We start from the raw sequence: 23,125 nt of genomic DNA, 5'->3' as shown, positions 1-23,125 counted from the left end.
TCAAGAGGATAGAACCCTCACCCGGCGCGCGGGACGATGCTTTGCATCGCCCGGGACGCGCCGACCACTCCCGCAAGCGGGAGAGGTAGACACCAACTGGAGCCACGACGATGAACATTCAAACGCCGGTTAAAGTGGACAAGGCCGAACGCATGCGCAGGGCTCGCGAGGAGGCCTATGCGACGCCGCTGGCGCAATTCCATCCCGGCGCGCCCCGGCTGTTCCAGGACGACACGCTCTGGCCGTGGTTCGAGCGGCTGCGCAAGGAAGAGCCGGTGCACTACTGCACCAACGCGCCGATCGAGCCCTATTGGTCGGTGGTGAAATACGACGACATCATGCATGTCGACACCAATCACGGCCTCTTCTCCTCGGACTCAAAGCTTGGCGGCATCTCGATCCGCGACGTGCCGGAAGGCTATGACTGGCCGAGCTTCATCGCGATGGACCAGCCAAAACACTCGTCGCAGCGCAAGACGGTGTCGCCGATGTTCACCCCGACACATCTGGACGAGCTGGCCAAACTGATCCGGCAGCGCTCGCAGACCGTGCTCGACAATCTGCCGCGCAACGAGACCTTCAACTTCGTCGAGCGCGTCTCGATCGAGCTGACGACGCAGATGCTGGCGACCCTGTTCGACTTCCCCTGGGAGGAGCGGCGCAAGCTGACGCGCTGGTCGGACGTTTCGACCGCTCTGCCCAAGAGCGGCATCGTCGCCTCCGCCGAGGAGCGCCGCCGCGAGTTGGACGAGTGCTACGCCTACATGTCGAAGCTGTGGAACGAGCGCGTCAACTCGGCGCCGCGCAACGATCTCTTGTCGCTGATGGCGCACAACGACGCCACGCGGCACATGGACCCCGAAAACCTCATGGGCAACATCATCCTGCTCATCGTCGGCGGCAACGACACCACGCGCAACACCATGACCGGCTCGGTGCTGGCGCTGAACGAGAACCCCGAGCAATACGACAGACTGCGCACCAATCCGGAGTTGATCGATTCCATGGTGCCCGAGGTGATCCGCTGGCAGACGCCGCTGGCACATATGCGCCGTACGGCGTTGCAGGACACCGAGATCGGCGGCAAGCACATCAGGAAGGGCGACCGCGTGGTGATGTGGTACGTCTCCGGCAACCGCGACGACGAGATGTTCGACAAGCCGAACGAGTTCATCATCGACCGTCCCCGCCCGCGCACCCATCTCTCCTTCGGCTTCGGCATCCACCGCTGCGTCGGCATGCGCCTCGCCGAGCTGCAGCTCAAGATCGTCTGGGAGGAGATGCTGAAGCGCTTCGACCGCATCGAGGTCGTCGGCGAGCCGAAGCGGATCTATTCGAGCTTCATCAAGGGATACGAAACGCTGCCGGTGAGGATTCCGGGGTAGGCGCGCTTCCAAGAAGGCGTTTGGGCAAGCTGCCTCTCAACCTCCACTGTCATGCTCCGCGAAAGCGGGGCATCCAGTGCGCCGCGGCGTCTCGGTTCAGCCGCGCGGCCTCTGGAATACTGGATTGCCCGCCTTCGCGGGCAATGACAGCGAGGGTGAGGCGGAGAGCGCCTCGTCCCTGACACGCGTCAGGCTCCACACCTTCAGCTATAAAATTCCGGCATGACAGCTCGCGCCAGATGCGAAGGCAGGACAGCGCCCGACTGGTCTACGACGTCAGCACATCTAGCTCAACTTGATGTCCCACACGCCGTCCTTGCGGCAGGCGGCGACCTCGTCGCGCAGGAGCGCCGTGACGGCGAGCGAAGCGATCGAGACCGGGCGGTCGATCGGAGAAGCGAAAATGAGCTCGCGTGTCATCGGCTTCGAGACCACGGCGGTTTCCAGCCGCCCGTCCGCGACCTCGCCATGGACCGACGAGGGCGGCAGCAGCGCAAAGCCGAGGCCCTCCTCGACCAGGCTCGTCAGCACGCGAAACGAATCCGCCTCGAGCTGGACGTCGAGCTTGATCTTGCGCTGGGCGGCCGCGTGCTCGATCAGCGCGCGGAGGCCGTGCGAATGAGAGGGCAGCACCAGCCGTTGCCGCAGCAGCCAGCCGATGTCGACGCTTTTCTTGCGCGCGAGGCCGCAGCCGCGCGGGCCGACTGCGACGATGTTGTCGCGGCCGAGGCTCTCCACGTTGAGATGCAGATCGGCCGAACGGCCGTAAAGGATGCCGAGATCCATCTCGCCGCGATGCAGCCATTCGACCAGGTGACCGCTGTAGCTCTCGACGATGCGCAGCGAGATGCCGGGAAACTTCTCGACGCAACGTCGCGCAAAGCGCGCCGACAACACGCAGCTCACGGTTGGAACGAGGCCGAGCACGACCTGGCCGGAGGGCGGTCCCTTGGACGACTGGATGTCGTCGCGGATCTGGTCGATCTGCCGCACGATGCCGGAGGTCCGCGCCAGCAGCAGCCTGCCGGCTTCGGTCAGCACCATGCCGCGGCCGTTGCGGGTGAACAGCTCGGTGCGCAGCTCGTGTTCCAGGAGCTTGATCTGCCTGGAGAGCGCTGGCTGCGCCACGCGCAGCGTGTCGGAGGCCTTGGACAGGCTGCCGAGCTCGGCCACGCAACTGAAGGTCCTGAGCTGACGAAAATCCATGCTTGCCAATCCTGGAAGGCTATTCCATACGCTATAACAAATAAGCATAGGGGGCTGGCGTTGTTTCCACAACGCCTCGGGATCGGCCGGCGTTATCTTGACTGCCGCTAGAGAATTGGAAACGCCATGAGTGAAGAACACCACATCGAAGATTACGCCGACATCCGCGACGCCGTCGCAAAGCTCTGCGCGCAGTTTCCCGGCGAATATTGGCGCAAGCTCGATCGCGAGATGGCCTACCCGAAGGCATTCGTCGATGCGCTGACTGAGGCCGGTTACCTCTCGGTGCTGATCCCCGAGGAATATGGCGGCGCGGGCCTGAAGCTTTCGGCGGCAGCCGCGATCCTGGAAGAGATCCAGCGCGCGGGCTGCAACGGCGGCGGCTGCCATGCCCAGATGTACACGATGGGCACGGTGCTGCGGCACGGCAACGACGAGCAGAAGGCAAAATATCTGCCGAAAATCGCAAGCGGCGAATTGCGCCTGCAGGCCTTCGGCGTCACCGAGCCGACCAGCGGCACCGACACCTCCTCGCTGAAGACCTTCGCGCGCAAGGAGGGCAACGACAGCTACATCGTCAATGGACAGAAGATCTGGACCAGCCGCGCCGAGCATTCCGACCTGATGGTGCTGCTGGCGCGCACCACGCCGAAGGAGCAGGCCAAGAAGCGCACGGATGGCCTCTCCGTGTTCATCGTCGACATGCGCGAGGCCAAGAACAACGGCCTCGAGATCCGCCCGATCCGCACCATGATGAACCACGCCACCACCGAAGTGTTCTTTACCGACATGAAGGTGCCGGCGGAGAACCTGATCGGCGAGGAGGGCAAGGGCTTTCGCTACATCCTCTCCGGCATGAATGCCGAGCGCATCCTGATTGCGGCTGAGTGCGTCGGCGACGCCAAGTGGTTCATCGCCAAGGCGACCAACTACGCGAAGGAGCGCAGCGTGTTCGGCCGGCCGATCGGCCAGAATCAGGGCATCCAATTCCCCATCGCCAAGGCCTACGCCTCGATGCGCGCGGCCGAGCTGATGGTGAAGGAAGCCACGCGCAAATACGAAGCCGGGTTAGACTGCGGCGCCGAGGCCAACATGGCCAAGATGCTGGCGGCTGACGCGTCCTGGGAAGCGGCGAATGCCTGCATCCAGACTCATGGCGGCTTCGGCTTCGCCGAGGAATACGACGTCGAGCGCAAATTCCGCGAGACGCGGCTCTACCAGGTCGCGCCGATCTCGACCAATCTCGTGCTGTCCTTCGTCGCCGAGCACGTGCTCGGCATGCCGCGCTCGTACTGAGGCCACCATCATGGGAGCATTGGACGGGATCCGGGTGATTGCGGTCGAGCAGGCGGTGGCGGCGCCGTTCTGCTCCTCGCGGCTGGCGGATGCCGGCGCGGAGGTGATCAAGATCGAGCGGCCCGAGGGCGATTTCGCCCGCGGCTATGATGCGGCGGCCAAGGGCCAGAGCAGCTATTTCGTCTGGCTCAACCGCGGCAAGCAATCGGCCGTGGTCGATCTCGCCACCAAGGAAGGCTGCGCCGAGCTGGAGAAGCTGATTGCGAGCGCCGACGTGCTGATCCAGAACCTCAAGCCCGGCTCGATGGACAAGCTCGGCTTCTCGCGCGAGCGGCTGCTGAAGGACTATCCGAAGCTGATCTCGTGCACAATCACCGGCTATGGCGACGAAGGCCCCTATGCGCACCGCAAGGCCTATGATTTGCTGATTCAGGCCGAGAGCGGCCTCGCCTCGATCACCGGCAATCCCGACGGCGCCTCGCGTGTCGGCATGTCGATCGTGGACGTCGCCACCGGCGCCACCGCGCATGCGGCGATCCTGGAGGCACTGATCGGACGCGGGCGCACCGGCAAGGGCTGTGACATCCGCATCTCCATGTTCGACGTGATGGCGGACTGGTGCACCGTGCCGCTGCTCAATTCCGAAGCCGGCAATCCGCCCAAGCGCATGGGCCTGCGCCACCCCTCGATCGCGCCCTATGGCGTGTTCACCTCGAGGGACGGCAAGGACATTCTGATCTCGATCCAGAGCGAGCGCGAGTGGAAGACGCTGTGCGCCAAGGTGCTCGATCAGCCCGACCTTCCCGCCGATCCCCGCGTCGCCAACATGGTCGAGCGCGTGCGCAACCGCGACTTCACCGACACGACGGTTGCGGAGGCCTTCGGCAAGATGACGCGCGACGAGCTGCTCAAGCGCCTGTCGGACGCCGACATCGCCTTCGCCGAAGTCAACACCATGGCCGACCTCACCAGGCATCCGCATCTGCGCCGCATCGAAGTCGACACGCCGAATGGGCGCGTCAGCTATCCCGCGCCGGCACCGATCATCGTCGGCGAGACGCGCGCTTACGGCGCTGTTCCCGCGATCGGCGAAAAGCCAAAGTCGAACAAGTAGCAGAGCGAGGCGTCATGACCGAGAAGCTCGACATCGAACACTTGCGGCAATGGATCGGCCGCAGCACGGAAGCCACCGACATCGTCACTGCGCAGCTCGTCATGGGCCTGCGTGCGACGCTGTTCCAGGAGGTCGGCGAGCCCAGGAAGGGTGACGCCGCACCGTTCACGGTGCATTGGTGCCTGGCGCAGCCGGTGTTTCCGATGTCGATGCTCGGGCCCGACGGCCATCCGACCCGCGGCGGCTTCCTGCCGCCGGTGCCGCTGCCGCGCCGGATGTGGGCCGGCGGCGAGATCGAGTTCCTGCAGCCGCTGCAGGTCGGCGATGAATCGACGCGGACCTCGCGCATTGCCGACGTGCAGGTGAAGACGGGCTCGACCGGGACGCTGTGCTTCGTTTCAGTTGAGCACAGCATCTCCTCGCCACGCGGCACCGCCATCCGCGAGCGCCAGGACATCGTCTATCGCGAGATGACGAGCAACGCGCCAGCGAGCGCGAAGGCCCCCCCACCGCCGCCCAAGGCGCAGCACCGCGAGACCCATGTCTCGGATCCCGTGCTGCTGTTCCGCTATTCCGCGCTGACCTTCAACGGCCATCGCATTCATTACGATCGCGACTACGTCACCAAGGTCGAGGGATATCCGGGCCTGATCTTCCACGGGCCATTGCAGGCCGCGCTGATCATCGAGATGGCAGCGAAGCTGCACGGCGGCAAGGCGCCGAAGAAGTTCACCTATCGGGGCCTGCAGCCGCTGTTCGAGGGCACCGAGTTCTCCATCAACGCCAACGAGACCGAAGCGTGCATGGAGCTGTGGACCGCAAACGCGGAAGGGCAGCCGACGATGAAAGGGACGGCGGTGTGGTGACGCGCCGCTGCTAGACCCTCACCCTGAGGAGCGCGCCCTTGGCGCGCGTCTCGAAGGGCGAGGCCACCAGCCGGGCCTTCATCCTTCGAGACGCGCGAAGACGCGCTCCTCAGGATGAGGAGTAAGAAGGGGACGGAAACCAATGGCCAAGAACGGCAAGAGCGGCAGCAAATCCGTCACCGTCAAGCAGGCGACGCTCGATCTGCTGCGGGCGTTCGGCATCAAAAGAATATTCGGCAATCCCGGCTCGACCGAGCTGCCGTTCCTCAGCGACTGGCCCGATGATATCGACTACGTGCTTGCTCTGCAGGAAGCCAGCGCCGTCGGCATGGCCGATGGCTACGCGCAGGCGACGCGCAATGCCGGCTTCGTCAATCTGCATTCGGCCGCCGGCGTCGGCAACGCGCTCGGCAACATCTACACCGCGCATCGCAACCAGACCCCGCTGGTGATCACCGCCGGCCAGCAGGCACGCTCGATCCTGCCCTTGCAGGCGTTCCTCTATGCCGAGCGCGCCTCGGAATTTCCACGGCCTTACGTCAAATACAGCGTCGAGCCGGCGCGGCCCGAGGACGTGCCGGCCGCGATCGCACGCGCCTATTACACCGCGATGCAGCCGCCATGCGGGCCGACCTTCGTGTCGATCCCGGTCGACGACTGGACGCATGCCTGCGCGCCGGTCGAGGCGCGCACGGTCAGCCGCGAGAGCGGGCCCGAGCTCGATGCGATGAAGGCGCTGGTCACAGCGCTCGGTTCGGCAAAGCACCCTGCCCTCGTGGTCGGCCCCGGAATCGATCGCGCCGGTGCGGTCGATCTGATGGTGCGCGTCGCCGAGAAGGCGAAGGCGAGTGTCTGGGTCAGCCCGTTCTCGGCGCGCTGCTCGTTTCCCGAGCGGCACCCGCAATTCGCGGGCTTCCTGCACGCTTCGCCCGCGCAACTCTCCGACGCGCTGCGCGAGCACGACCTCGTCGTCGTGATCGGCGCGCCGGTGTTCACCTTCCACGTCGAGGGCCATGCCGCGATCTTCGATGGCGGCGCGACGATCTTCCAGATCACGGACGATCCGGATGCGGCGGCGGTGACGCCCATCGGCACCAGCATCATCGCTACCATGAAGCCGGCGCTGAGCCTGCTGCTCGACCTGCTGCCGGAGAGCAAGCGCGCCACGCCAAACGGCCGCACGCTGCCGCCGGCACCGCAAGCCTCCGATCCCCTGCCGGTCGAATTCCTGCTGCACGCGCTGTCGCAGGCGATGCCGGAAGGCAGCTCGCTCGTCGAAGAAGTGCCCTCGCACCGGCCCGCGATGCAAAAGTTCATGCCGATGCGCGGCCAGGACAGCTTTTACACCATGGCGAGCGGCGGCCTCGGCTACTCCCTGCCCGCCGCCGTCGGCATGGCGCTCGGCAAGCCGAACAGCCGCACCGTGTGCCTGATCGGCGACGGCTCGGCGATGTATTCGATCCAGGCGCTGTGGACCGCCGCGCAACGCAAGCTGCCGCTCACCATCGTCGTCATCAACAATTCCGGCTACGGCGCGATGCGCTCGTTCAGCCAGGTGATGCAGGTGCGCAACGTGCCCGGGCTGGAGCTGCCGGGACTCGATTTCGTCCGGCTCGCCGAAGGCATGGGTTGCGATGCGGTGCGGGTGAGCAAGGCGGCTGAACTCGGCGAGGCGCTGAAGCGCGGGATGGCGTTCGCCGGCACGAGCCTGGTGGAAGTCGTCGTGGATTCGGCGGTGCCGGTGCTGTACGGGCAGAAGCATTGAGGCGCGCGTAGCCCGCATGAGCGGAGCGACATGCGGGAACGCTCTCCCGGATATCGCTGCGCTCATCCGGGCTACGACGCCAAAAATCCGCCATCTGCCGCCAGCACGTGTCCGACCACATAGGACGACGCATCCGACGATAGCCACACCACGGCTTCCGCCACCTCTTCCGGGCTCCCCATCCGCCGCAGCGGCAGGCCGGCGCTGACGGTTGCGATATCGCCGACGCCGGCGCGCAGCATCATGTCGGTGACGACGCGGCCCGGCGCGATCGCGTTGATGCGGATGCCGCGCGGGGCGTTCTCCATCGCCGCCGAGCGCGTCAGCGAGATCGCGGCGGCCTTGGAGGCCGAGTAGAGCGAGAAGCCGGGGTTGGGATTGCGCACGCCGCTGACGGAGGCGTTGACCACGATGCTGCCGCGCCCTTGCGCCAGCATGACAGGCAATTGATGGCGCAGGCACAGGAACAGCGCGCGGACATTGGTGTCGAACACGCTGTCGTAGATGTCCGTGCCCTGCTCTTCCAGCGGCGCGCGGCGCTCCTGGAAGCCGGCGTTGTTGAAGGCGACGTCGAGCCGGCCGCAACGCTCGATCGCCGTGCCGACAAGACGCGCGACCTCGTCCTCGTGCGTGATGTCGGTCTTGAGCGCGATTGCCTCGGCGCCGAGCTCGCGGCATGAAGCGGCGGTCGCCTCGATCTCGGCTTCACGCCGTCCCGCCACGATGACCGCCTCGGCGCCTTCGGTCGCCATCCGCAGCGCGGTGGCGCGGCCGATGCCGCTGCCGCCGCCGGTCACCAGGCAGACCTTGCCCGTCATCCGCGTGCCCGCCGGCAATGCTCCGCTCATGGTCCACTCCAAAACGCTTGCGCGCGCCGTTGCGCGCATATAGTTGTATGATACAACTATGCGCAGAGAGTCAAGATGGCCGAGCTTGCCTTGATCGACGACATCCGCGCCGCTTCGCGGCTGATGGTGCGCGAGCTCGGCTTCATGGATGCGACGGTGGCGGCCTCGGACTATCCGCCGTCGGCCGTGCACACGATCCTGGAGATCGGCATCCGCGGTCCCATGAATTCGGGCGAGCTCGGCGATTTCCTGCGGCTGGAGAAGTCCAGCGTCAGCCGCCTGGTGCGCAAGCTGATCGATTGCGGCGAGCTCAGGGAGACGCCGGATGAGAGCGACGCACGCAGCAAGCTGCTGTCGCTGACGGCGAAGGGCCGGCGCACGCTGGACGCGCTGCACGCGTTCGGCCGGCAGCAGGTGCGCGGCGCGCTGGCGGCGTTGACAGAAGTGGAGCAGCGCAAGGTCCGCGAAGGCATGATGCTCTATGCGCGGGCGTTGCGGGCGAGCCGGGTGGAGGAGAAGGCGGTGGTGTAAGCTGTACTCACGGTGTCATCGCCCGCGAAGGCGGGCGATCCAGTACTCCGTGACGTCAGTGATTCAATCGATGAGCTGCGGCGTACTAGATGCCCCGCTTTCGCGGAGCATGACAGCGTCAATCGCAGCAACAGCGCCGGTTACTTCCCGAACTCTTCCCGCATCCTGGCCTGGATCTTGGCCATGCCGCCGAGCCAGCGGTCGTAATTCTCAGTCTTCTTGCGCATGTAGCCGAGCACCTGGGGGTGCGGCAGGATCAGGAAGGTCTCCTGCTCGAGGCCAGCGAGCACGTCTTTCGCAACCTGCTCCGGCGTGAGGTCGCCGTCGCCGGATTGCGGGCCCTTGGGGATCGAGCGCAGCATGTTGGTGTCGACGCCCTGCGGGCAGAGGATCGAGACCTTGATGTTGTCGGCCTTGTGCGAGATCGCGAGATTCTCGGCAAAGCCCACCGCGGCGTGCTTGGTGGTGGAATAAGCAGGGCTGCCGACCTGGGACAGGAGGCCCGCGGCCGAGATCGTGTTGAGGAAATAGCCGCCGCCGCGCGCCTTCATGCGGGGGATGAGATGCCGCGCGGCATAGACATGGGCCATGACGTGGATCGCCCAGCTGCGCTGCCAGGGCTCGTCGGAGGCACCGCCGGCATTGACCGACATCGGATCGAATCCGCCGCCGATACCGGCATTGGAGCAGAACAGATCGATGGGCCCGAACTGCCGCTCGGTCTCCTCGATGACGTGCGCGATATCCTTTTCCTGCGCGACATCGCATTTGAAGGCCGCGCCATCCACCATCGCCGCGACAGCCCTTGCGTTGTCGGCGTCCATGTCCGCGACCACGACCTTGGCCGCCCCCGCGTTGTGAAAAGCCTCACACAGCGCCTTGCCGATGCCATTGGCGCCGCCCGTGACGACCACGACCTTGCCGGTCACCTGCATGCGACGTCTCCTCTTCTTACCGCTCGTCTTATCCCGCTGGGCGGGAATTGTTCAGCTCAACACGAGGTCGAGCACCGCGGTATAATGGCATGCCGCGCCGGCCAAGACAAAGCCGTGCCAGATCGCATTCTGGAAGCGCAGCCGCCGCCAGGCGTGAAAAATCACGCCGAAGCTGTAGAGCAGGCCGCCCGCGAGGATGAAGCTCAGCACCAGCGCGGGCAGCGCCTTGACCACGGCGTCGTAGAGCATCACGCCGCTCCAGCCCATCGCGAGATAGATGCCGACGGCGACGCGGTCGAACCGGCCGGGGAAGCGAAGCTTGAGGACGATGCCGAGGATAGCAACGCACCAGACGCAGACGAGCAGCGCCAGTGCAAACACGCTGTCCTTCAGCTCCAGGATGAACGGCGTATAGGTCGCCGCGATCAGCAGGTAGATCGCCGAATGGTCGAACCGCCGCAGCAGCCATTTCGCCGGCGACACCGGCCAGAGGTTATAGGTCGCCGACAGCACCAGCATCGAGAGCAGGCCCGAGACGTAGATCGAGACGCCGACGATGTCGGTGGCGTCGGCATAGACAGCCGTCAGCACCACCAGCACGGTCGCGGCAACGAGGCCGGAGAGGACGCCGATCGCGTGGATGATTCCGTCGGCGATGAGCTCGGCGCGGTCGTAGTTCCAGCCCATCGCGTCGGCTGCGGCGTGAACGGAGGTGGATGCGAAGTGTTTCAGTTGGAAGACGGTCATGGCAATCCGCAAGGTGAGGTAAAGCCCTCTTCTATGGGTCTTTCGGGATCGGCGCGTCGTTCAAACGGCTGACTCGCCGACAAAGGCGGTGGAAGTATGGAGCTTGATTTTCCTCACGCAATTGCCACTTTTGTGAACGGCTACACAGTCCCGCCCGCCCCGGATCCAATAACGTTCATATGGCATTCAGTTTCCAGGATATGGTCGAAGAGGCGCGCCTGTCGGCCCGGGCGCTGATCGACTATGGCGAGCACTTCTTCAACCCGACGGTGCGGTTAGGCGTTACCGGCCTGTCGCGCGCCGGCAAGACCGTGTTCATCACCGCGCTGATCCACGGCCTCACCCGCGGCGGCCGGTTTCCGGTGTTCGACGCCTACGCCTCGGGCCGGATTGCGCGGGCGCATCTGGCGCCGCAGCCCGATGATGCCGTGCCGCGGTTTGCCTATGAGAGCCATTTGCGCGCGCTGCTCGAGGAGCGGCATTGGCCGAGCTCGACCGTCGACATCAGCGAGCTCAGGCTCGTCATCGACTATCAGCGGCCGAACGGCGCCGACCGCACGCTGACGCTCGACATCGTCGACTATCCCGGCGAGTGGCTGCTCGACCTGCCGCTGCTGCAGAAGAGTTTTGAGCAATGGTCGGCGGAGAGCCTGGCCTTGTCGCGCGAGGCGCCGCGCGCGCATCTGGCGAGCGCATGGCACGCGCATCTCGCAACGCTCAAGCCCGAGGCCCGCGAAGACGAGCAGGCGACGCTGACGGCCGCAAAGCTCTTCACCGATTATTTGCGTGCCTGCCGCGACGAACGGTTCGCGATGAGCCTGCTGCCGCCGGGCCGCTTCCTGATGCCCGGCAATCTCGCAGGCTCGCCGGCGCTGACCTTCGCGCCGCTCGACGTGCCCGTTGGCGGACAGGCACCGGAGGGATCGCTGTGGGCGATGATGGTGCGCCGCTTCGAGGCCTACAAGGACGTGGTGGTGCGGCCGTTCTTCAGAGATCATTTCGCCCGGCTCGATCGCCAGATCGTGCTGGCCGACGCGCTGTCGGCGTTCAACTCCGGCCCCGAGGCGCTGCACGATCTCGAAGCAGCCCTCGCCGGCATTCTCGATTGCTTCAACATCGGCCGCAGCACGATCCTCTCCAGCCTGTTCCGCCCGCGCATCGACCGCATCCTGTTCGCGGCGACCAAGGCGGACCATCTGCATCATTCCAGCCACGACCGGCTCGAGGCCGTGCTGCGACGCGCCGTCTCCGGCGCCGTTGCGCGCGCGGAAAACACGGGCGCGGCGATCGACGTGGTGGCGCTTGCCGCGGTGCGTGCCACAAGGGAAGCGCAGGTCGCGCACGGCCGCGACAAACTGCCGTCGATCCTGGGAACACCGGCCGCAGGCGAGAGCGCCGGCGGCGAGTTCTTTGATGGTAATACGGAAGTAGCGACCTTTCCGGGCGATTTGCCGCTGGATCCCGAGCCGCTGTTCAACGGCAATGATGCGTTCCGCGGCCTCTCGACGCTGGCCGCGGACAAGAGCGATTTCCGCTTCCTGCGCTTCCGCCCGCCCAAGCTCGAACGCGACGGAACCAACGAGCCGACACTGCCTCACATCCGCCTCGACCGTGCCTTGCAGTTCCTGATCGGAGACAAGCTCGCATGAACGACCGATCGAAGCCAAGGCGCCCGGCGACGTTCCGGCTCGACGATCCCGGCGTCGTCGTCGCCGAAGCCGACGAGACGGCGCGGCTCAGCCGCGCCACCATCCAGATCACACCGGAGCCGGATCCGGCGATGCTGCCGGTGCCGATCGCGGCCGCGCTGCCGGCGCGGCGCGGTTTTCCCTGGGGCACGCTATTCTGGTCCGGCCTCGGCGGATTGACCCTGCTCGGCGTCGGGCTTGGCGTCGTCCATCTGATCGAGGACCTGTTCGCGCGCAGCGAGACACTCGGCTATGTTGGCCTCGCTTTTGCCTTCGTCACCGCACTCGCGCTTGCCGTCGTGATCGGACGCGAGGCGTTCGGTCTCGCGCGCCTGGCGACGATCGAGAAGCTGCATGAGCGCGCGGCATCGGTACTTGCCAGCGACGACCGCAAGGAAAGCCGCGTCATCGTGCAGGAACTGCTCAAGATCGCGCACCAGAACCCGCAGCTCGCGCGCGCCCGCGCGGCGTTGGAGAGCCACACCGGCGAGATCATCGACGGCGCCGACATGATCCGGCTCGCCGAGCGCGAGCTGATGTCGCCGCTGGATGCGGAAGCACGCCGGCTGGTGTCGTCGGCGGCGCAAAAGGTTTCGATCGTGACCGCGGTCTCCCCTCGCGCCGCGATCGACGTGCTGTTCGTGCTGGTCGCCGCATTGCGCCTGATCCGCCAGCTCGCTTTTCTCTATGGCGGCCGCCCCGGCGCGCTCGGCATGATCCGCCTGCTGCGTCACGTCATCGCCCATCTCGCCATCACCGGCGGCATGGCCGCGAGCGACAGCCTGGTGCAGCAGATGCTCGGCCACGGCATCGCGGCAAAGCTGTCGCAGCGGCTCGGCGAAGGCGTGCTGAACGGGTTGCTGACGGCGCGGCTGGGCCTTGCCGCGATCGACGTCACGAGGCCGCTGCCGTTCGCAGCGCTCCCGCCGCCGAAGCTGTCGGATCTCGCGACAGATCTGCTGCGGAAGAAGGACGGGGAGGATTAGCTTCTTCGCCTCTCCCCGCTTGCGGGGAGAGGGAGAGGAAAGCCAGCACCTTCCACCAGAACAGCGGCGAATCCTTTGGCGGCGACAGCTCGGGCGTCCACCCCGTGAGCTTTTCGATCACATAGGTATCGGAACGAATGCCGCGCCAGCTTCGTTCGACTTCGCCGAGCGGCTCGCGCTTCGCCGGGATATTCTCCCACAGCGACGAACGATCGTCCGGCTCGCGCCCGACGTAAATACCCGCGTGGTCCCTGATCCGGTCCATGCCGGGATCGCGGAAATCCTGGAAGCGGCCGCGCTCGTTGATCTCGATGACGGGCACGCGCCCCCTGAACAGCCAGCGCATCATGGCGTAGGTGCGGTAGTCCGTGGTCGCAATCCAGGTCGCGCCTGTGTCGTCGAGCGCGGCCTGCGCGCGCGCGGCGACCTGCTCGTAGCCGGCCTCGGCGCCAATCGGATCGATCCTGCCGAGCAGATTCCAGGGCGCGGCGACGTAGTAGAGGAACACGATCACGACGAAGGCGATGCCGGAGCCGACCGCTGTCCTCGCCCAGAACAGCGACGAGCTCAGCATCCGTGACGACCAATCCTCCTTCATCATCGTCGCGAGGTTCACGGCCGTGGCGGCGAAGCCGACCGGCCACATGAACATCGGCCAGGTGTCGCCGACCCGGAGCGTGGTCGACTTCGCCAGGAAATACAGAAACGGCACCAGCACCGCGGCCGACAGCAGGATCGCCACCGGCTCGCGGGTGCGAGCGCCGCGCCATGCCGTCAGCACCAGCCCGGTCAGCACCACCGGCAACATGACGAAGCCGACCAGGCCGAACTGCAGGCCGATGAAGTCGCCGAGGGTGCGGAACGAGATGCCGTAATTGGCGGTGGCGCGCACGCCCTGGAAACGGAACGAGGCCCAATCGTGCTGCGCGTTCCAGACCAGCACCGGCGAGAACACTGCGATTGCGACCAGCACCGCGAGATAAGGATAAGGGCTCCGCAGCCAGCGCCAGCGCCAATCCGGCACCAGCAGAAAGGCGGCAACCGCGGGGGCGAACATGATCGCGGTGAACTTCGACAGCATCGACAGACCGGCGAACAGACCGGCCGCAAGCCACCAGCGTCCGTCGCCGCTCTGCGCCAGCCGCACCAGCGACCACATCATCGCCATTGCGAACGGGATCATGGCGACGTCGGGCGCGACCTTGGCCATCAGCAGGCCATAATAGAGCGCAGCTTCCGGCATGAGCACGGCGAACACGACAGCGCGCGCATCATGGGTGAGGCGGCGGACGATGTCGGCCAGCAGACATTGCGTCACTAGCATCGCGACGATGCCGCCGAAGCGGACCCCGAGCGTGGTGTCGCCGAAGATCGCGGTGCCGAAACGGATCAGCCAGGCGATGCCCGGGGGATGATCGAGGAAGCTGAGCGCGCCCTCCTTCGACCAGGTCCAGTAATAGGCCTCGTCGGTGCGCAGCTCGATCGCGGACGCGTAGACGATGCGCAGCAGCGTCATCGCGGCGATCACGAGCACGGCAACAAGGATGAGACGGCGTTCGGCGCCGTCTGGCTTCACGGAGATGTCGGGAGCGATCGTCACGGCCGCGCTTTTCCCCAACTTGGGAGGGGGAGTCAATGTGGGGATGGTGCTCCAGTCTTCTCCCGTCGCCCCGGACGAGAGATCGTAGGGTGGGCAAAGCGGCTTGTCCGCCGTAGCTCGAGAGCGAAGGAGGAAGCGTGCCCACCATGAGGATAGGGGATAAAAATGGTGGGCACGGCGCGCAAGAGCGCGCCTTTGCCCACCCTACGATTTCGTAACCTTGCCGCCCATGTGATCCCGCCAGCTGTCCAGGCCGGGAATTAAACGCTACGCTGGCTGTTCTCATTGGTGAACTGATACAAGCGAATCATGGCCAGCGCTCCTGCACAGATGTCCGAACTCGTCCGCGCGACCGGCGTGCGGCAGGTACGGCTCGTCTGCGGCGTGATCCTGTTCTGTTACGTGATCAGCCATTTCCTCAACCACGCGCTCGGCAATATTTCGGTCGAGGCCATGGAGGCCGGAGTCTACTACCATACCCTGTTCTGGCAGTTCCTCCCCGTCGCGATCGTGTTCTACACGGCCGCACTCACCCATATGGGCCTCGGCATCTACGCGCTGTATCAACGCCGGCAGTTCCGATGGCGGACGATCGAGCCGCTCCAATTGGTGCTGGGCCTGAGTATTCCCGCTTTGGTCATGGGACACGTAATCGGGGTGCGGCTCGGCTACACGCTGTACGATCATCAGAAGCTCTATCCGCAGGAGCTCTATCTGTTCTTCGTCGCCGCGCCGGGCCGGCTCTGGCAGATGACGATCCTGCTTCTCATCGCCTGGGTGCATGGCTGCATCGGCATCTTCTTCTGGCTCCGCCTCAAGCCGTTCTTCACGCGCGCCGCCCCCTATCTACTCGCCGCCGCCGTGCTGGTCCCGACATTGTCGCTGCTCGGCATCTATCAGGGCGGCCGCGGCGTCGCGATCGAGGCCGATGACGGGGAATGGCGCACGCACAATCTCACGCGACGCCAGGTCGGCACGGTCGCGGAAGGCAACACGCTCGACCGCATCACCGGCGGCCTCACCATCGGGTATTTCGGTCTGTTGGGATTGGCGCTGGCGGCACGCGGCGTGCGAGCCTGGCGCGAGCGGCGCGGCGGCATGGTCGCGCTGTCCTACGGCAACGGCAAGACGGTGCGGGTTCCCAAGGGCCTGTCCGTGCTGGAAGCGAGCCTGCGCCACAATGTACCGCATGCCAGCGTCTGCGGTGGCCGCGCCCGCTGCTCGACCTGCCGCATCCGCATCATCGGCGACCATGACGCCCTGCCCACACCGTCGCAGCGTGAGGCCTTCGTGCTCACCCGTGTCGGCACCAACGACCCCTCGATCAGGCTGGCCTGCCAGCTGCGGCCGATGTCCGATCTCTCCTTCTTCCAGCTCTTCACGCCTCACACGCATTCGACGGACGGGCAGGCCTCGACACCGGCCAGAATCGGCCAGGAGCGCTATCTCGTCAGCCTGTTCGTGGACATGCGCGGCTCGACCCAGCTCGCCGAGAAGCGGCTACCGTTCGACACCGTCTTCATCGTCAACCGTTTCCTCGGCGCGGTCTCGCAGGCAGTGATCGAGAATGGCGGCCAGCCGAACCAGTTCGTCGGCGACGGCATGCTGGCGCTGTTCGGGCTCACGGCCGATCCGCAAACCGCCTGCCGGCAGGCGCTGAAGGCGGCCTCCGGCATCGCCACGCATATCGACGAACTGAACCAGCTCCTGAGCCACGATCTGCGCGAGCCGATCCGCTTCGGCATCGGCATTCACGGCGGCGAGGTCATCATCGGCGACATCGGCTATCGCGATCACGTCGTCTTCACGGCGCTGGGCGATGCCGTCAACGTCGCCGCCCGCCTCCAGGACATGACCAAGACGCTGGCCTGCGAGGCGATAGTCTCGGACGAAATCCGCAGCACGGCGGGCCTCGCAGACGATACGCTGCCGCAACGGGAGGTCGCGATCCGCGGCCGCGACGAGCCGATGGCGGTGCGGGTGGTTGCGGATGCGCGGGAGCTGGCGGCGCTGGTCACGCGTGGCGAGCGCGTCGCGGCATAAGCCGCGAGCCACACGAGCGGTGCGCTCCCTCTCCCGCTTGCGGGAGAGGGTTGGGGAGAGGGTCTCTCCACAAAGGGACAATCCCCCAGAGGAGAAAACCCTCACCCGGCACTTCGTGCCGACCTCTCCCGCAAGCGGGAGAGGTGCACCGCCCGCGCGGCTACGGTCCGACTCCATTGCATGACAACCGTAACACCGGCCTGCTGCAACGTAGCGGCATGGGCCTGCTGCGAAAGCACGAATTGACTTCGCCTCGCGGGTTGCGACAGATGAGCGCGGGTCCGCGGTGATGACCGTAGGTCCGACGAAAAGCTCCCGGGAGGGGACCAGATGTTTGATCGACGCGACCTGCTCAAAGGAGCGGGCTTCACCGCACTCGCGGCCACGCTGAATTCCAGCAAGGCGCTGGCACTCGACACCGTTACGCTGCCCTTCGCCAATGGCGAGCGTCCGCTGGTGAAATATCCGCAGAAGCGGCCGATGATCGGCCTCACCAGCCGGCCACCGCAGCTCGAGACCCCGTTCGCGATCTTCAACGACGGCCCGATCACGCCGAACAATGCATTCTTCGTGCGCTATCACCTCTCTGACCTCCCCTACAATCTCGATCCCGACAAGTTCACGCTCGAGGTCAAGGGCAAGGTCGACAAGCCGCTCAAGCTGTCGCTGAAGGACATCAGGAAGATGAAGGCGACGGAGATCGTCGCGGTCAACCAGTGCTCCGGCAACAGCCGCGGCTTCTTCGAGCCGCGCGTCGCCGGCGGCCAGCTCGCCAACGGGGCAATGGGCAATGCGCGCTGGCGCGGCGTGCCGCTCAAGGCCGTGCTTGACATGGCCGGCGTACATGCCGGCGCCAAGCAGGTCACGTTTGGCGGCATGGACGGGCCGGTCAGCGACAAGACGCCCGATTTCGTCAAGGCGCTCGATCTCGGTCACGCCACCGACGGCGAGGTCATGCTGGCCTATGGCATGAACGGCGAGGATTTGCCGTTCCTCAACGGCTTCCCGCTGCGCCTGATCGTGCCCGGCTATTACGGTACCTACTGGGTCAAGCACCTCAACGAGATCACCGTCGTCGATAACGTCTATGACGGCTTCTGGATGAAGTCGGCCTATCGCATTCCGGATACGCCGAACAATTCGGTCGAGCCCGGCACCGCACCGAAAGCGACGATCCCGATCAACCGCTTCACCATCCGCTCCTTCATCACCAGCGTGCCTGATGGTGCCAAGCTGAAAGCCGGCCGCACCACCCTGCGCGGCATCGCTTTCGACGGCGGCAAGGGCATCAAGCAGGTCGAAATCTCCACCGACGGCGGCAAGACCTGGACCAGCGCCAAGCTCGGCAAGGATCTCGGCAAATACTCGTTCCGCGAATGGATGCTGCCGGTGAAGCTCGCGGCAGGCAGCGTTGAGCTCAAGGTGCGCGCCACCGGCAATGGCGGCGAGACGCAGCCCGAAGCGCCGCGCTGGAACCCGGCGGGTTATCTGCGCAACGTCGTCGAAACCGTCCGCGTGACCGTGGCCTGAGGGAGAATGATCATGCAGCGCACCGTCTTCCTCGCCATCACGCTCGCCCTCGCCACCGGCCTGACGGCCGTGACCGCGGCGCCCGTCAATTACAAGCTTCCGGACGAGGTCGCGGCCTTCAAGGCCGGGCCCAATCTCGAAGTCGTCCAGGGCAATTGCAGCGCCTGCCACTCGGCCGACTACATCAAGACGCAGCCGCCGATGAAGGACAAGAAAAGCTTCTGGCAGGCCGAGGTGACCAAGATGATCAAGGTCTATGGTGCACCGATCGACGATGCCGACGTCGGCAAGATCGTCGATTACCTGGCCGCCACGTATTGACTGACGGCGCGCGGCGTGTCGGTCAATTGACCGCGAAACGGGCAAAACCGGTAGAAGCGCCGCGAAGTTGAGCGGATTTCGGCAAAAGGCGGATGTGGTTTGAGCTACCAAGCCAGCCACATTCCGCGTATCCTGTTAGGACCGAACCGGCCGGTTGGCGGGGATTGGCGGTTCGAGATCTCGGAGGAAGACCCGCGGAGAAGTCGTGATGGCTAAAGGTACGGTCAAGTGGTTCAACCCGACGAAGGGTTATGGATTTATCCAGCCTGCGTCGGGCGGCAAGGATGTGTTCGTGCATATCTCGGCAGTGCAGAAAGCCGGTCTGTCGTCCCTGAACGAAGGACAGACGGTGGAATACGAAGAGATCGCAAACCGGGGCAAGACCTCCGCAGAGAACCTCAAAGTATAAGCCCGCCAGCTTTTGCTGCCTCCCGGATTGATCCGGGAGCCGGGCCAAGAATATTTCAGAAGACGGCCAGTGCATTCGACGACAGGCGTTGCGACTGCACACGGAGAGCTATTTCCCGCGAGGACCGCTCGTTCAACGCCTCAGCAATGACAATCGCGACGGCACTTCGTCAGCCCACCGGTAACGGTGCGTCGCGCTTGATCTCCTCCATCACCGCATAGGTCCGCGTCTCGCGCACACCCGGCATCGACAGCAGGGTCTCGCCGAGAAAGCGTCGATACGCCGCCATGTCGGCAAGCCGCGCCTTCACAAGATAGTCGAAGCCGCCGGCAACCATGTGACACTCCAGGACTTCAGGTGCGAGTTTCACCGCGCGCGCAAACTGCTCGAAATTGTCCGGCGTGGTCTTGTCGAGCAGCACTTCGACGAACACCAGAAGACCGAGACCAAGCCGGTGCGGGTTGAGCCGCGCGCCATAGCCTTCGACGAAGCCCTCGCGCTGCAAGCGCTTCAGCCGCTCGCCGATCGAGGTCGGCGACAAGCCGATGCGGTCGGCGAGTTCGACATTGGCGATGCGTCCATCCTCCTGCAAAATCGAGAGGATTCTCCGGTCGATTCGATCGAGTTCCATGATTTATAAGGCCCATCGGCATCATATCTGCATTTTCTAAGGCAAATCGGCTAGATTGTCTATCGAACTACGGCCACGCGGGCCCTATCCTGGATTTCCACCACAGGACACGCCATGCCGAACACCCCGCCGCCCTTCACCGCCCCCTACGCACCCGATGATGCCGAGATCGCCGCGCGCCTGCTGCCCGCGTCACATCTCAGCCCGCCGCAGGAGGCCCGGATCGACCGCACCGCGACCCGGCTGATCGAGGCGATCCGCAAGCGCGACGACCGCCTTGCAGGCAGTCTTGGCGGGGTCGAGGACATGCTGCGGGAGTTCGCGCTCTCGACCAAGGAAGGGCTGGCGCTGATGGTGCTGGCCGAGGCACTGCTGCGCGTGCCCGATGCGCGCACCGCCGACCGGTTCATCGAGGACAAGCTCGGCGAGGGCGATTTCATCCACCACGAGACCAGGTCCACGGCCTTCCTGGTCCACGCTTCGGCCTGGGCGCTCGGCCTGTCGGCGCGGGTGATCCAGCCCGGCGAGACGCCCGACGGCACGATCGGCCGTCTGGTGAAGCGGCTCGGCGCACCCGCCGTGCGTACCGCCACGCGTCAGGCGATGCGGCTGATGGGCAATCATTTCGTGCTGGGCGAGACCATCGCGCAGGCGCTGGAGCGGGGCAAGCCGCGCTCCGGTGAGAGGCCGCGCTATTCCTTCGACATGCTCGGCGAAGGCGCGCGCACGGCGGCGGACGCCAGGCGCTATTTCGATGCTTATGCCAGCGCGATCGAGACGATCGGCAAGACGGCGGGGAGCCATCCCCTGCCCGACCGGCCCGGCATTTCCGTCAAACTCTCGGCACTGCATCCGCGCTTCGAGGCGATCAGCCGCGACCGCGTGATGGCCGAGCTGGTGCCGCTGCTGCTCGACCTCGCGCAGCGCGCCAAGGCCCAAGACCTGAACTTCACCGTCGATGCCGAGGAAGCCGACCGGCTGGAGCTGTCGCTCGATGTGATCGCGGCGACGCTCGCCGATGCCTCGCTGAGAGGTTGGGACGGATTTGGCCTCGCGATCCAGGCCTATCAGAAGCGCGCCGGCGCGGTGATCGACCATGTCGACGCGCTCGCGCGCGCGCATGACCGCAAGGTGATGGTGCGGCTGGTCAAGGGCGCCTATTGGGACACCGAGATCAAGCGCGCGCAAGAGCGCGGGCTGGACGGCTATCCCGTGTTCACGCGCAAGGCGATGACGGATCTGAACTACGTCGCCTGCGCGACGAAGCTGCTGGCCCTGCGGTCGCGCATCTTCCCGCAATTCGCCACCCACAACGCGCTGACGGTCGCGACCGTGCTGGAGCTTGCCGGCGATATCGGCTGCTTCGAATTCCAGCGCCTGCACGGCATGGGCGAAGCGCTCTACGAGCAGCTTGCCAAGGATCACCCTGACATCGCCACCCGCACTTATGCGCCGGTCGGCAGCCATCGCGACCTGCTGGCCTATCTGGTGCGGCGGCTGCTGGAGAACGGTGCCAATTCCTCGTTCGTGGCGCAGGCCGCCGATTATCGCGTGCCTGTCACGACGCTGTTGCAGCGTCCGGCGGATGCAATCGGCCGGCCGCAGGCGGCGGCCCATCCGAAGATTCCTCTGCCGGGCGATCTCTACGCGCCGGAGCGGCGCAATTCGCGCGGCGTCGAATTCGGCGCACGCACCGCGCTTGACCGCTTGCTCACCGACGTCAAGGCCGCAGCGACCCATCTCGAGCCGATCGCGGATGCCGCGCCGGATCAAGCCCATGCGGCGGTGACCACCGCGCGCGCGGGCTTTGCGGCCTGGAGCCGGACACCGGCGACGACGCGTGCGGCGGCGCTGGAGCAGGCCGCGCATCTCCTGGAGAGCCGCAGCGCCCGCTTCATCGCACTGCTGCAGGCCGAAGGCGGCAAGACGCTCGATGATGCGCTGTCGGAGCTGCGCGAAGCCACCGACTTCTGCCGTTATTATGCCGCTGAGGGCCGCAAATTATTCGGCAGCGAGACGACGATGCCGGGCCCGACCGGCGAGAGCAATGCGCTGGCGATGCGCGGCCGCGGTGTCTTCGTTGCGATCTCGCCGTGGAATTTTCCGCTGGCGATCTTCCTCGGCCAGATCACGGCAGCCCTGATGGCCGGCAACAGCGTGGTGGCCAAGCCTGCCGAACAGACGCCGCGCATCGCGCGCGAGGCCGTCGCCCTGCTGCACGAGGCCGGCGTCCCGAAAGATGCGCTGCATCTCGTTGTCGGCGAAGGCCGCATCGGCGCCGCCCTCACCGCGCACGCCGATATTGCCGGCGTCGTTTTCACCGGTTCGACCGAGGTCGCCCGCAGCATCAACCGGACACTCGCCGCCAGGGATGGACCGATCGTGCCGCTGATCGCGGAGACCGGCGGCATCAACGCCATGATCGCGGACGCCACCGCGCTCCCCGAGCAGGTCGCCGACGATGTCGTGACCTCCGCGTTCCGTTCCGCCGGCCAGCGCTGCTCGGCGCTGCGGCTCTTGTTCGTGCAGGAGGACGTCGCCGACCGCATGATCGAGATGATCGCGGGCGCGGCGCGCGAGTTGAAGATCGGCGATCCCTGCGACGTCGCAACCCATGTCGGCCCGGTGATTGACGCGGAGGCCAAGCAGCGGCTGGATGCGCATATCGCGCGGATGACGAGCGAGGCGCGGCTGCACTTTGCAGGCCACGCGCCGCAAGGATGCTTTGTCGCGCCGCATATCTTCGAGCTCAGGGACGCCGGCCAGCTCACCGAGGAGGTGTTCGGCCCGATCCTTCACGTCGTGCGCTACCGCGCCGAAAACCTCGAACGCGTGCTTGCTGCGATCGAGCGCACCGGGTACGGCCTCACGCTCGGCATCCATTCCCGCATCGACGACACCGTCGAAGCCATCATCGACCGCCTCCAGATCGGCAACATCTATGTCAATCGCAACATGATCGGCGCCGTGGTCGGCGTGCAGCCGTTCGGCGGCAACGGCCTGTCGGGAACCGGCCCCAAGGCGGGGGGCCCGCACTACCTCGCCCGCTTTGCGACCGAGCAGACCGTGACCATCAACACGGCCGCCGCCGGGGGTAATGCTGCGTTGCTTGCGGGGGAGGAGTGAGGCCCTGCGCCGGGCGCCGTTGCATCCCGCGGAAACATCGGTCTAATGCTGCCATCACCTGCCCCGCGCCAATTCCAGCGCGCGGGAAACGACAAGAG

At 65.7% G+C, this 23,125-nt stretch carries 19 protein-coding genes; 13 read left to right on the top strand and 6 right to left on the bottom strand.

Annotation, left to right across the window (positions count from 1 at the left end):
• Positions 1–110 precede the first annotated feature (110 nt).
• Positions 111–1,385, top strand: a complete 1,275-nt coding sequence (locus CIT39_RS06710) for a cytochrome P450 (protein WP_094972851.1) — start codon at positions 111–113, stop codon at positions 1,383–1,385.
• 285 nt (positions 1,386–1,670) lie between these two features.
• Here the strand turns inward: CIT39_RS06710 and CIT39_RS06705 are convergent, their stop codons facing one another.
• Positions 1,671–2,591 (bottom strand): LysR substrate-binding domain-containing protein, encoded by a 921-nt coding sequence (locus tag CIT39_RS06705; RefSeq protein ID WP_094972852.1) that lies wholly within the window; start codon positions 2,589–2,591, stop codon positions 1,671–1,673.
• A gap of 126 nt (positions 2,592–2,717) precedes the next feature.
• On the opposite strand from CIT39_RS06705, the gene CIT39_RS06700 reads away from it, so the two are divergent.
• The 4 genes from CIT39_RS06700 to mdlC all read left to right on the top strand — a co-directional run bounded on the left by CIT39_RS06700 (position 2,718) and on the right by mdlC (position 7,632).
• Positions 2,718–3,887, top strand: coding sequence for an acyl-CoA dehydrogenase family protein (locus tag CIT39_RS06700; protein WP_094972853.1), 1,170 nt, complete (start codon positions 2,718–2,720; stop codon positions 3,885–3,887).
• A 10-nt stretch (positions 3,888–3,897) separates the two neighbouring features.
• Positions 3,898–5,001, top strand: a complete 1,104-nt coding sequence (locus CIT39_RS06695; protein WP_094972854.1) for a CaiB/BaiF CoA transferase family protein — start codon at positions 3,898–3,900, stop codon at positions 4,999–5,001.
• Positions 5,002–5,015: 14 nt separating this feature from the next.
• Positions 5,016–5,867, top strand: coding sequence for an HTD2 family dehydratase (locus CIT39_RS06690; RefSeq protein ID WP_094972855.1), 852 nt, complete (start codon positions 5,016–5,018; stop codon positions 5,865–5,867).
• Between the two features lie 142 nt (positions 5,868–6,009).
• Positions 6,010–7,632 carry a benzoylformate decarboxylase gene (mdlC, locus tag CIT39_RS06685; RefSeq protein ID WP_094972856.1) on the top strand — a complete coding sequence of 541 codons (1,623 nt, stop codon included), beginning with the start codon at positions 6,010–6,012 and terminating at the stop codon, positions 7,630–7,632.
• 71 nt (positions 7,633–7,703) lie between these two features.
• On the opposite strand, the gene CIT39_RS06680 is transcribed toward mdlC, so the two are convergent.
• Positions 7,704–8,480 carry an SDR family NAD(P)-dependent oxidoreductase gene (locus tag CIT39_RS06680; RefSeq protein WP_094972857.1) on the bottom strand — a complete coding sequence of 259 codons (777 nt, stop codon included), beginning with the start codon at positions 8,478–8,480 and terminating at the stop codon, positions 7,704–7,706.
• Between the two features lie 75 nt (positions 8,481–8,555).
• On the opposite strand from CIT39_RS06680, the gene CIT39_RS06675 reads away from it, so the two are divergent.
• Complete coding sequence (locus CIT39_RS06675) at positions 8,556–9,011, top strand: MarR family winged helix-turn-helix transcriptional regulator (protein WP_094972858.1); 456 nt, start codon at positions 8,556–8,558, stop codon at positions 9,009–9,011.
• A gap of 140 nt (positions 9,012–9,151) precedes the next feature.
• On the opposite strand, the gene CIT39_RS06670 is transcribed toward CIT39_RS06675, so the two are convergent.
• The gene (locus tag CIT39_RS06670) at positions 9,152–9,946 is read right to left on the bottom strand and encodes an SDR family oxidoreductase (RefSeq protein WP_094972859.1); all 795 of its coding nucleotides are present in this window, start codon (positions 9,944–9,946) and stop codon (positions 9,152–9,154) included.
• Positions 9,947–9,997: 51 nt separating this feature from the next.
• Positions 9,998–10,693 carry a PAQR family membrane homeostasis protein TrhA gene (gene trhA, locus CIT39_RS06665; RefSeq protein ID WP_094972860.1) on the bottom strand — a complete coding sequence of 232 codons (696 nt, stop codon included), beginning with the start codon at positions 10,691–10,693 and terminating at the stop codon, positions 9,998–10,000.
• A 179-nt stretch (positions 10,694–10,872) separates the two neighbouring features.
• Between trhA and CIT39_RS06660 the strand changes: the two genes are divergently transcribed.
• On the top strand, positions 10,873–12,342 hold the full coding sequence (locus CIT39_RS06660) for a YcjX family GTP-binding protein (protein ID WP_094972861.1): 1,470 nt from the start codon (positions 10,873–10,875) through the stop codon (positions 12,340–12,342).
• Complete coding sequence (locus tag CIT39_RS06655; RefSeq protein ID WP_094972862.1) at positions 12,339–13,367, top strand: YcjF family protein; 1,029 nt, start codon at positions 12,339–12,341, stop codon at positions 13,365–13,367. The genes CIT39_RS06660 and CIT39_RS06655 overlap by 4 nt, the downstream gene beginning before the upstream one ends.
• Here the strand turns inward: CIT39_RS06655 and CIT39_RS06650 are convergent.
• Positions 13,276–14,883 (bottom strand): glycosyltransferase family 39 protein, encoded by a 1,608-nt coding sequence (locus tag CIT39_RS06650; protein ID WP_094973462.1) that lies wholly within the window; start codon positions 14,881–14,883, stop codon positions 13,276–13,278. The two genes, CIT39_RS06655 and CIT39_RS06650, sit on opposite strands and share 92 nt — an antisense overlap.
• A 393-nt stretch (positions 14,884–15,276) precedes the next feature.
• Between CIT39_RS06650 and CIT39_RS06645 the strand changes: the two genes are divergently transcribed.
• The 4 genes from CIT39_RS06645 to CIT39_RS06630 all read left to right on the top strand — a co-directional run bounded on the left by CIT39_RS06645 (position 15,277) and on the right by CIT39_RS06630 (position 19,270).
• Entirely contained in the window at positions 15,277–17,010 is a 1,734-nt protein-coding gene (locus tag CIT39_RS06645) for an adenylate/guanylate cyclase domain-containing protein (RefSeq protein ID WP_094972863.1), read from the top strand.
• Between the two features lie 330 nt (positions 17,011–17,340).
• Positions 17,341–18,540 (top strand): SorA family sulfite dehydrogenase catalytic subunit, encoded by a 1,200-nt coding sequence (gene sorA / locus CIT39_RS06640; protein ID WP_094972864.1) that lies wholly within the window; start codon positions 17,341–17,343, stop codon positions 18,538–18,540.
• Positions 18,541–18,552: 12 nt separating this feature from the next.
• Positions 18,553–18,861, top strand: a complete 309-nt coding sequence (gene sorB, locus CIT39_RS06635) for a SorB family sulfite dehydrogenase c-type cytochrome subunit (RefSeq protein ID WP_162308380.1) — start codon at positions 18,553–18,555, stop codon at positions 18,859–18,861.
• A 208-nt stretch (positions 18,862–19,069) separates the two neighbouring features.
• Positions 19,070–19,270, top strand: coding sequence for a cold-shock protein (locus CIT39_RS06630; RefSeq protein ID WP_008134691.1), 201 nt, complete (start codon positions 19,070–19,072; stop codon positions 19,268–19,270).
• Positions 19,271–19,439: 169 nt separating this feature from the next.
• Here CIT39_RS06630 and CIT39_RS06625 read toward each other — a convergent pair whose 3' ends face one another.
• Positions 19,440–19,901: an Lrp/AsnC ligand binding domain-containing protein gene (locus CIT39_RS06625; protein WP_094972866.1), complete on the bottom strand. Its 462-nt coding sequence runs from the start codon at positions 19,899–19,901 to the stop codon at positions 19,440–19,442.
• Positions 19,902–20,015: 114 nt separating this feature from the next.
• On the opposite strand from CIT39_RS06625, the gene putA reads away from it, so the two are divergent.
• Positions 20,016–23,027 (top strand): bifunctional proline dehydrogenase/L-glutamate gamma-semialdehyde dehydrogenase PutA, encoded by a 3,012-nt coding sequence (gene putA, locus CIT39_RS06620; protein ID WP_094972867.1) that lies wholly within the window; start codon positions 20,016–20,018, stop codon positions 23,025–23,027.
• The last annotated feature ends 98 nt before the right edge of the window (positions 23,028–23,125 follow it).

It is taken from the genome of Bradyrhizobium symbiodeficiens (assembly GCF_002266465.3).
GTDB lineage: Bacteria > Pseudomonadota > Alphaproteobacteria > Rhizobiales > Xanthobacteraceae > Bradyrhizobium > Bradyrhizobium symbiodeficiens.
Note: the sequence above shows the minus strand (reverse complement) of the source record. Positions and strands in the feature narration are given on the sequence as shown.

Excerpts from the sequence above, each read along its gene's own strand:
- CIT39_RS06650 (WP_094973462.1), bottom strand. The coding sequence starts at position 14,883 with ATGACGCTGCTGCGCATCGTCTACGCGTCCGCGATCGAGCTGCGCACC.
- CIT39_RS06645 (WP_094972863.1), top strand. The coding sequence starts at position 15,277 with ATGGCCAGCGCTCCTGCACAGATGTCCGAACTCGTCCGCGCGACCGGC.
- CIT39_RS06655 (WP_094972862.1), top strand. The coding sequence starts at position 12,339 with ATGAACGACCGATCGAAGCCAAGGCGCCCGGCGACGTTCCGGCTCGAC.
- CIT39_RS06660 (WP_094972861.1), top strand. The coding sequence starts at position 10,873 with ATGGCATTCAGTTTCCAGGATATGGTCGAAGAGGCGCGCCTGTCGGCC.
- sorA (WP_094972864.1), top strand. The coding sequence starts at position 17,341 with ATGTTTGATCGACGCGACCTGCTCAAAGGAGCGGGCTTCACCGCACTC.
- CIT39_RS06680 (WP_094972857.1), bottom strand. The coding sequence starts at position 8,480 with ATGAGCGGAGCATTGCCGGCGGGCACGCGGATGACGGGCAAGGTCTGC.
- trhA (WP_094972860.1), bottom strand. The coding sequence starts at position 10,693 with ATGACCGTCTTCCAACTGAAACACTTCGCATCCACCTCCGTTCACGCC.
- CIT39_RS06675 (WP_094972858.1), top strand. The coding sequence starts at position 8,556 with ATGGCCGAGCTTGCCTTGATCGACGACATCCGCGCCGCTTCGCGGCTG.
- mdlC (WP_094972856.1), top strand. The coding sequence starts at position 6,010 with ATGGCCAAGAACGGCAAGAGCGGCAGCAAATCCGTCACCGTCAAGCAG.
- sorB (WP_162308380.1), top strand. The coding sequence starts at position 18,553 with ATGCAGCGCACCGTCTTCCTCGCCATCACGCTCGCCCTCGCCACCGGC.
- CIT39_RS06625 (WP_094972866.1), bottom strand. The coding sequence starts at position 19,901 with ATGGAACTCGATCGAATCGACCGGAGAATCCTCTCGATTTTGCAGGAG.
- putA (WP_094972867.1), top strand. The coding sequence starts at position 20,016 with ATGCCGAACACCCCGCCGCCCTTCACCGCCCCCTACGCACCCGATGAT.
- CIT39_RS06690 (WP_094972855.1), top strand. The coding sequence starts at position 5,016 with ATGACCGAGAAGCTCGACATCGAACACTTGCGGCAATGGATCGGCCGC.
- CIT39_RS06710 (WP_094972851.1), top strand. The coding sequence starts at position 111 with ATGAACATTCAAACGCCGGTTAAAGTGGACAAGGCCGAACGCATGCGC.
- CIT39_RS06695 (WP_094972854.1), top strand. The coding sequence starts at position 3,898 with ATGGGAGCATTGGACGGGATCCGGGTGATTGCGGTCGAGCAGGCGGTG.
- CIT39_RS06705 (WP_094972852.1), bottom strand. The coding sequence starts at position 2,591 with ATGGATTTTCGTCAGCTCAGGACCTTCAGTTGCGTGGCCGAGCTCGGC.
- CIT39_RS06630 (WP_008134691.1), top strand. The coding sequence starts at position 19,070 with ATGGCTAAAGGTACGGTCAAGTGGTTCAACCCGACGAAGGGTTATGGA.
- CIT39_RS06700 (WP_094972853.1), top strand. The coding sequence starts at position 2,718 with ATGAGTGAAGAACACCACATCGAAGATTACGCCGACATCCGCGACGCC.
- CIT39_RS06670 (WP_094972859.1), bottom strand. The coding sequence starts at position 9,946 with ATGCAGGTGACCGGCAAGGTCGTGGTCGTCACGGGCGGCGCCAATGGC.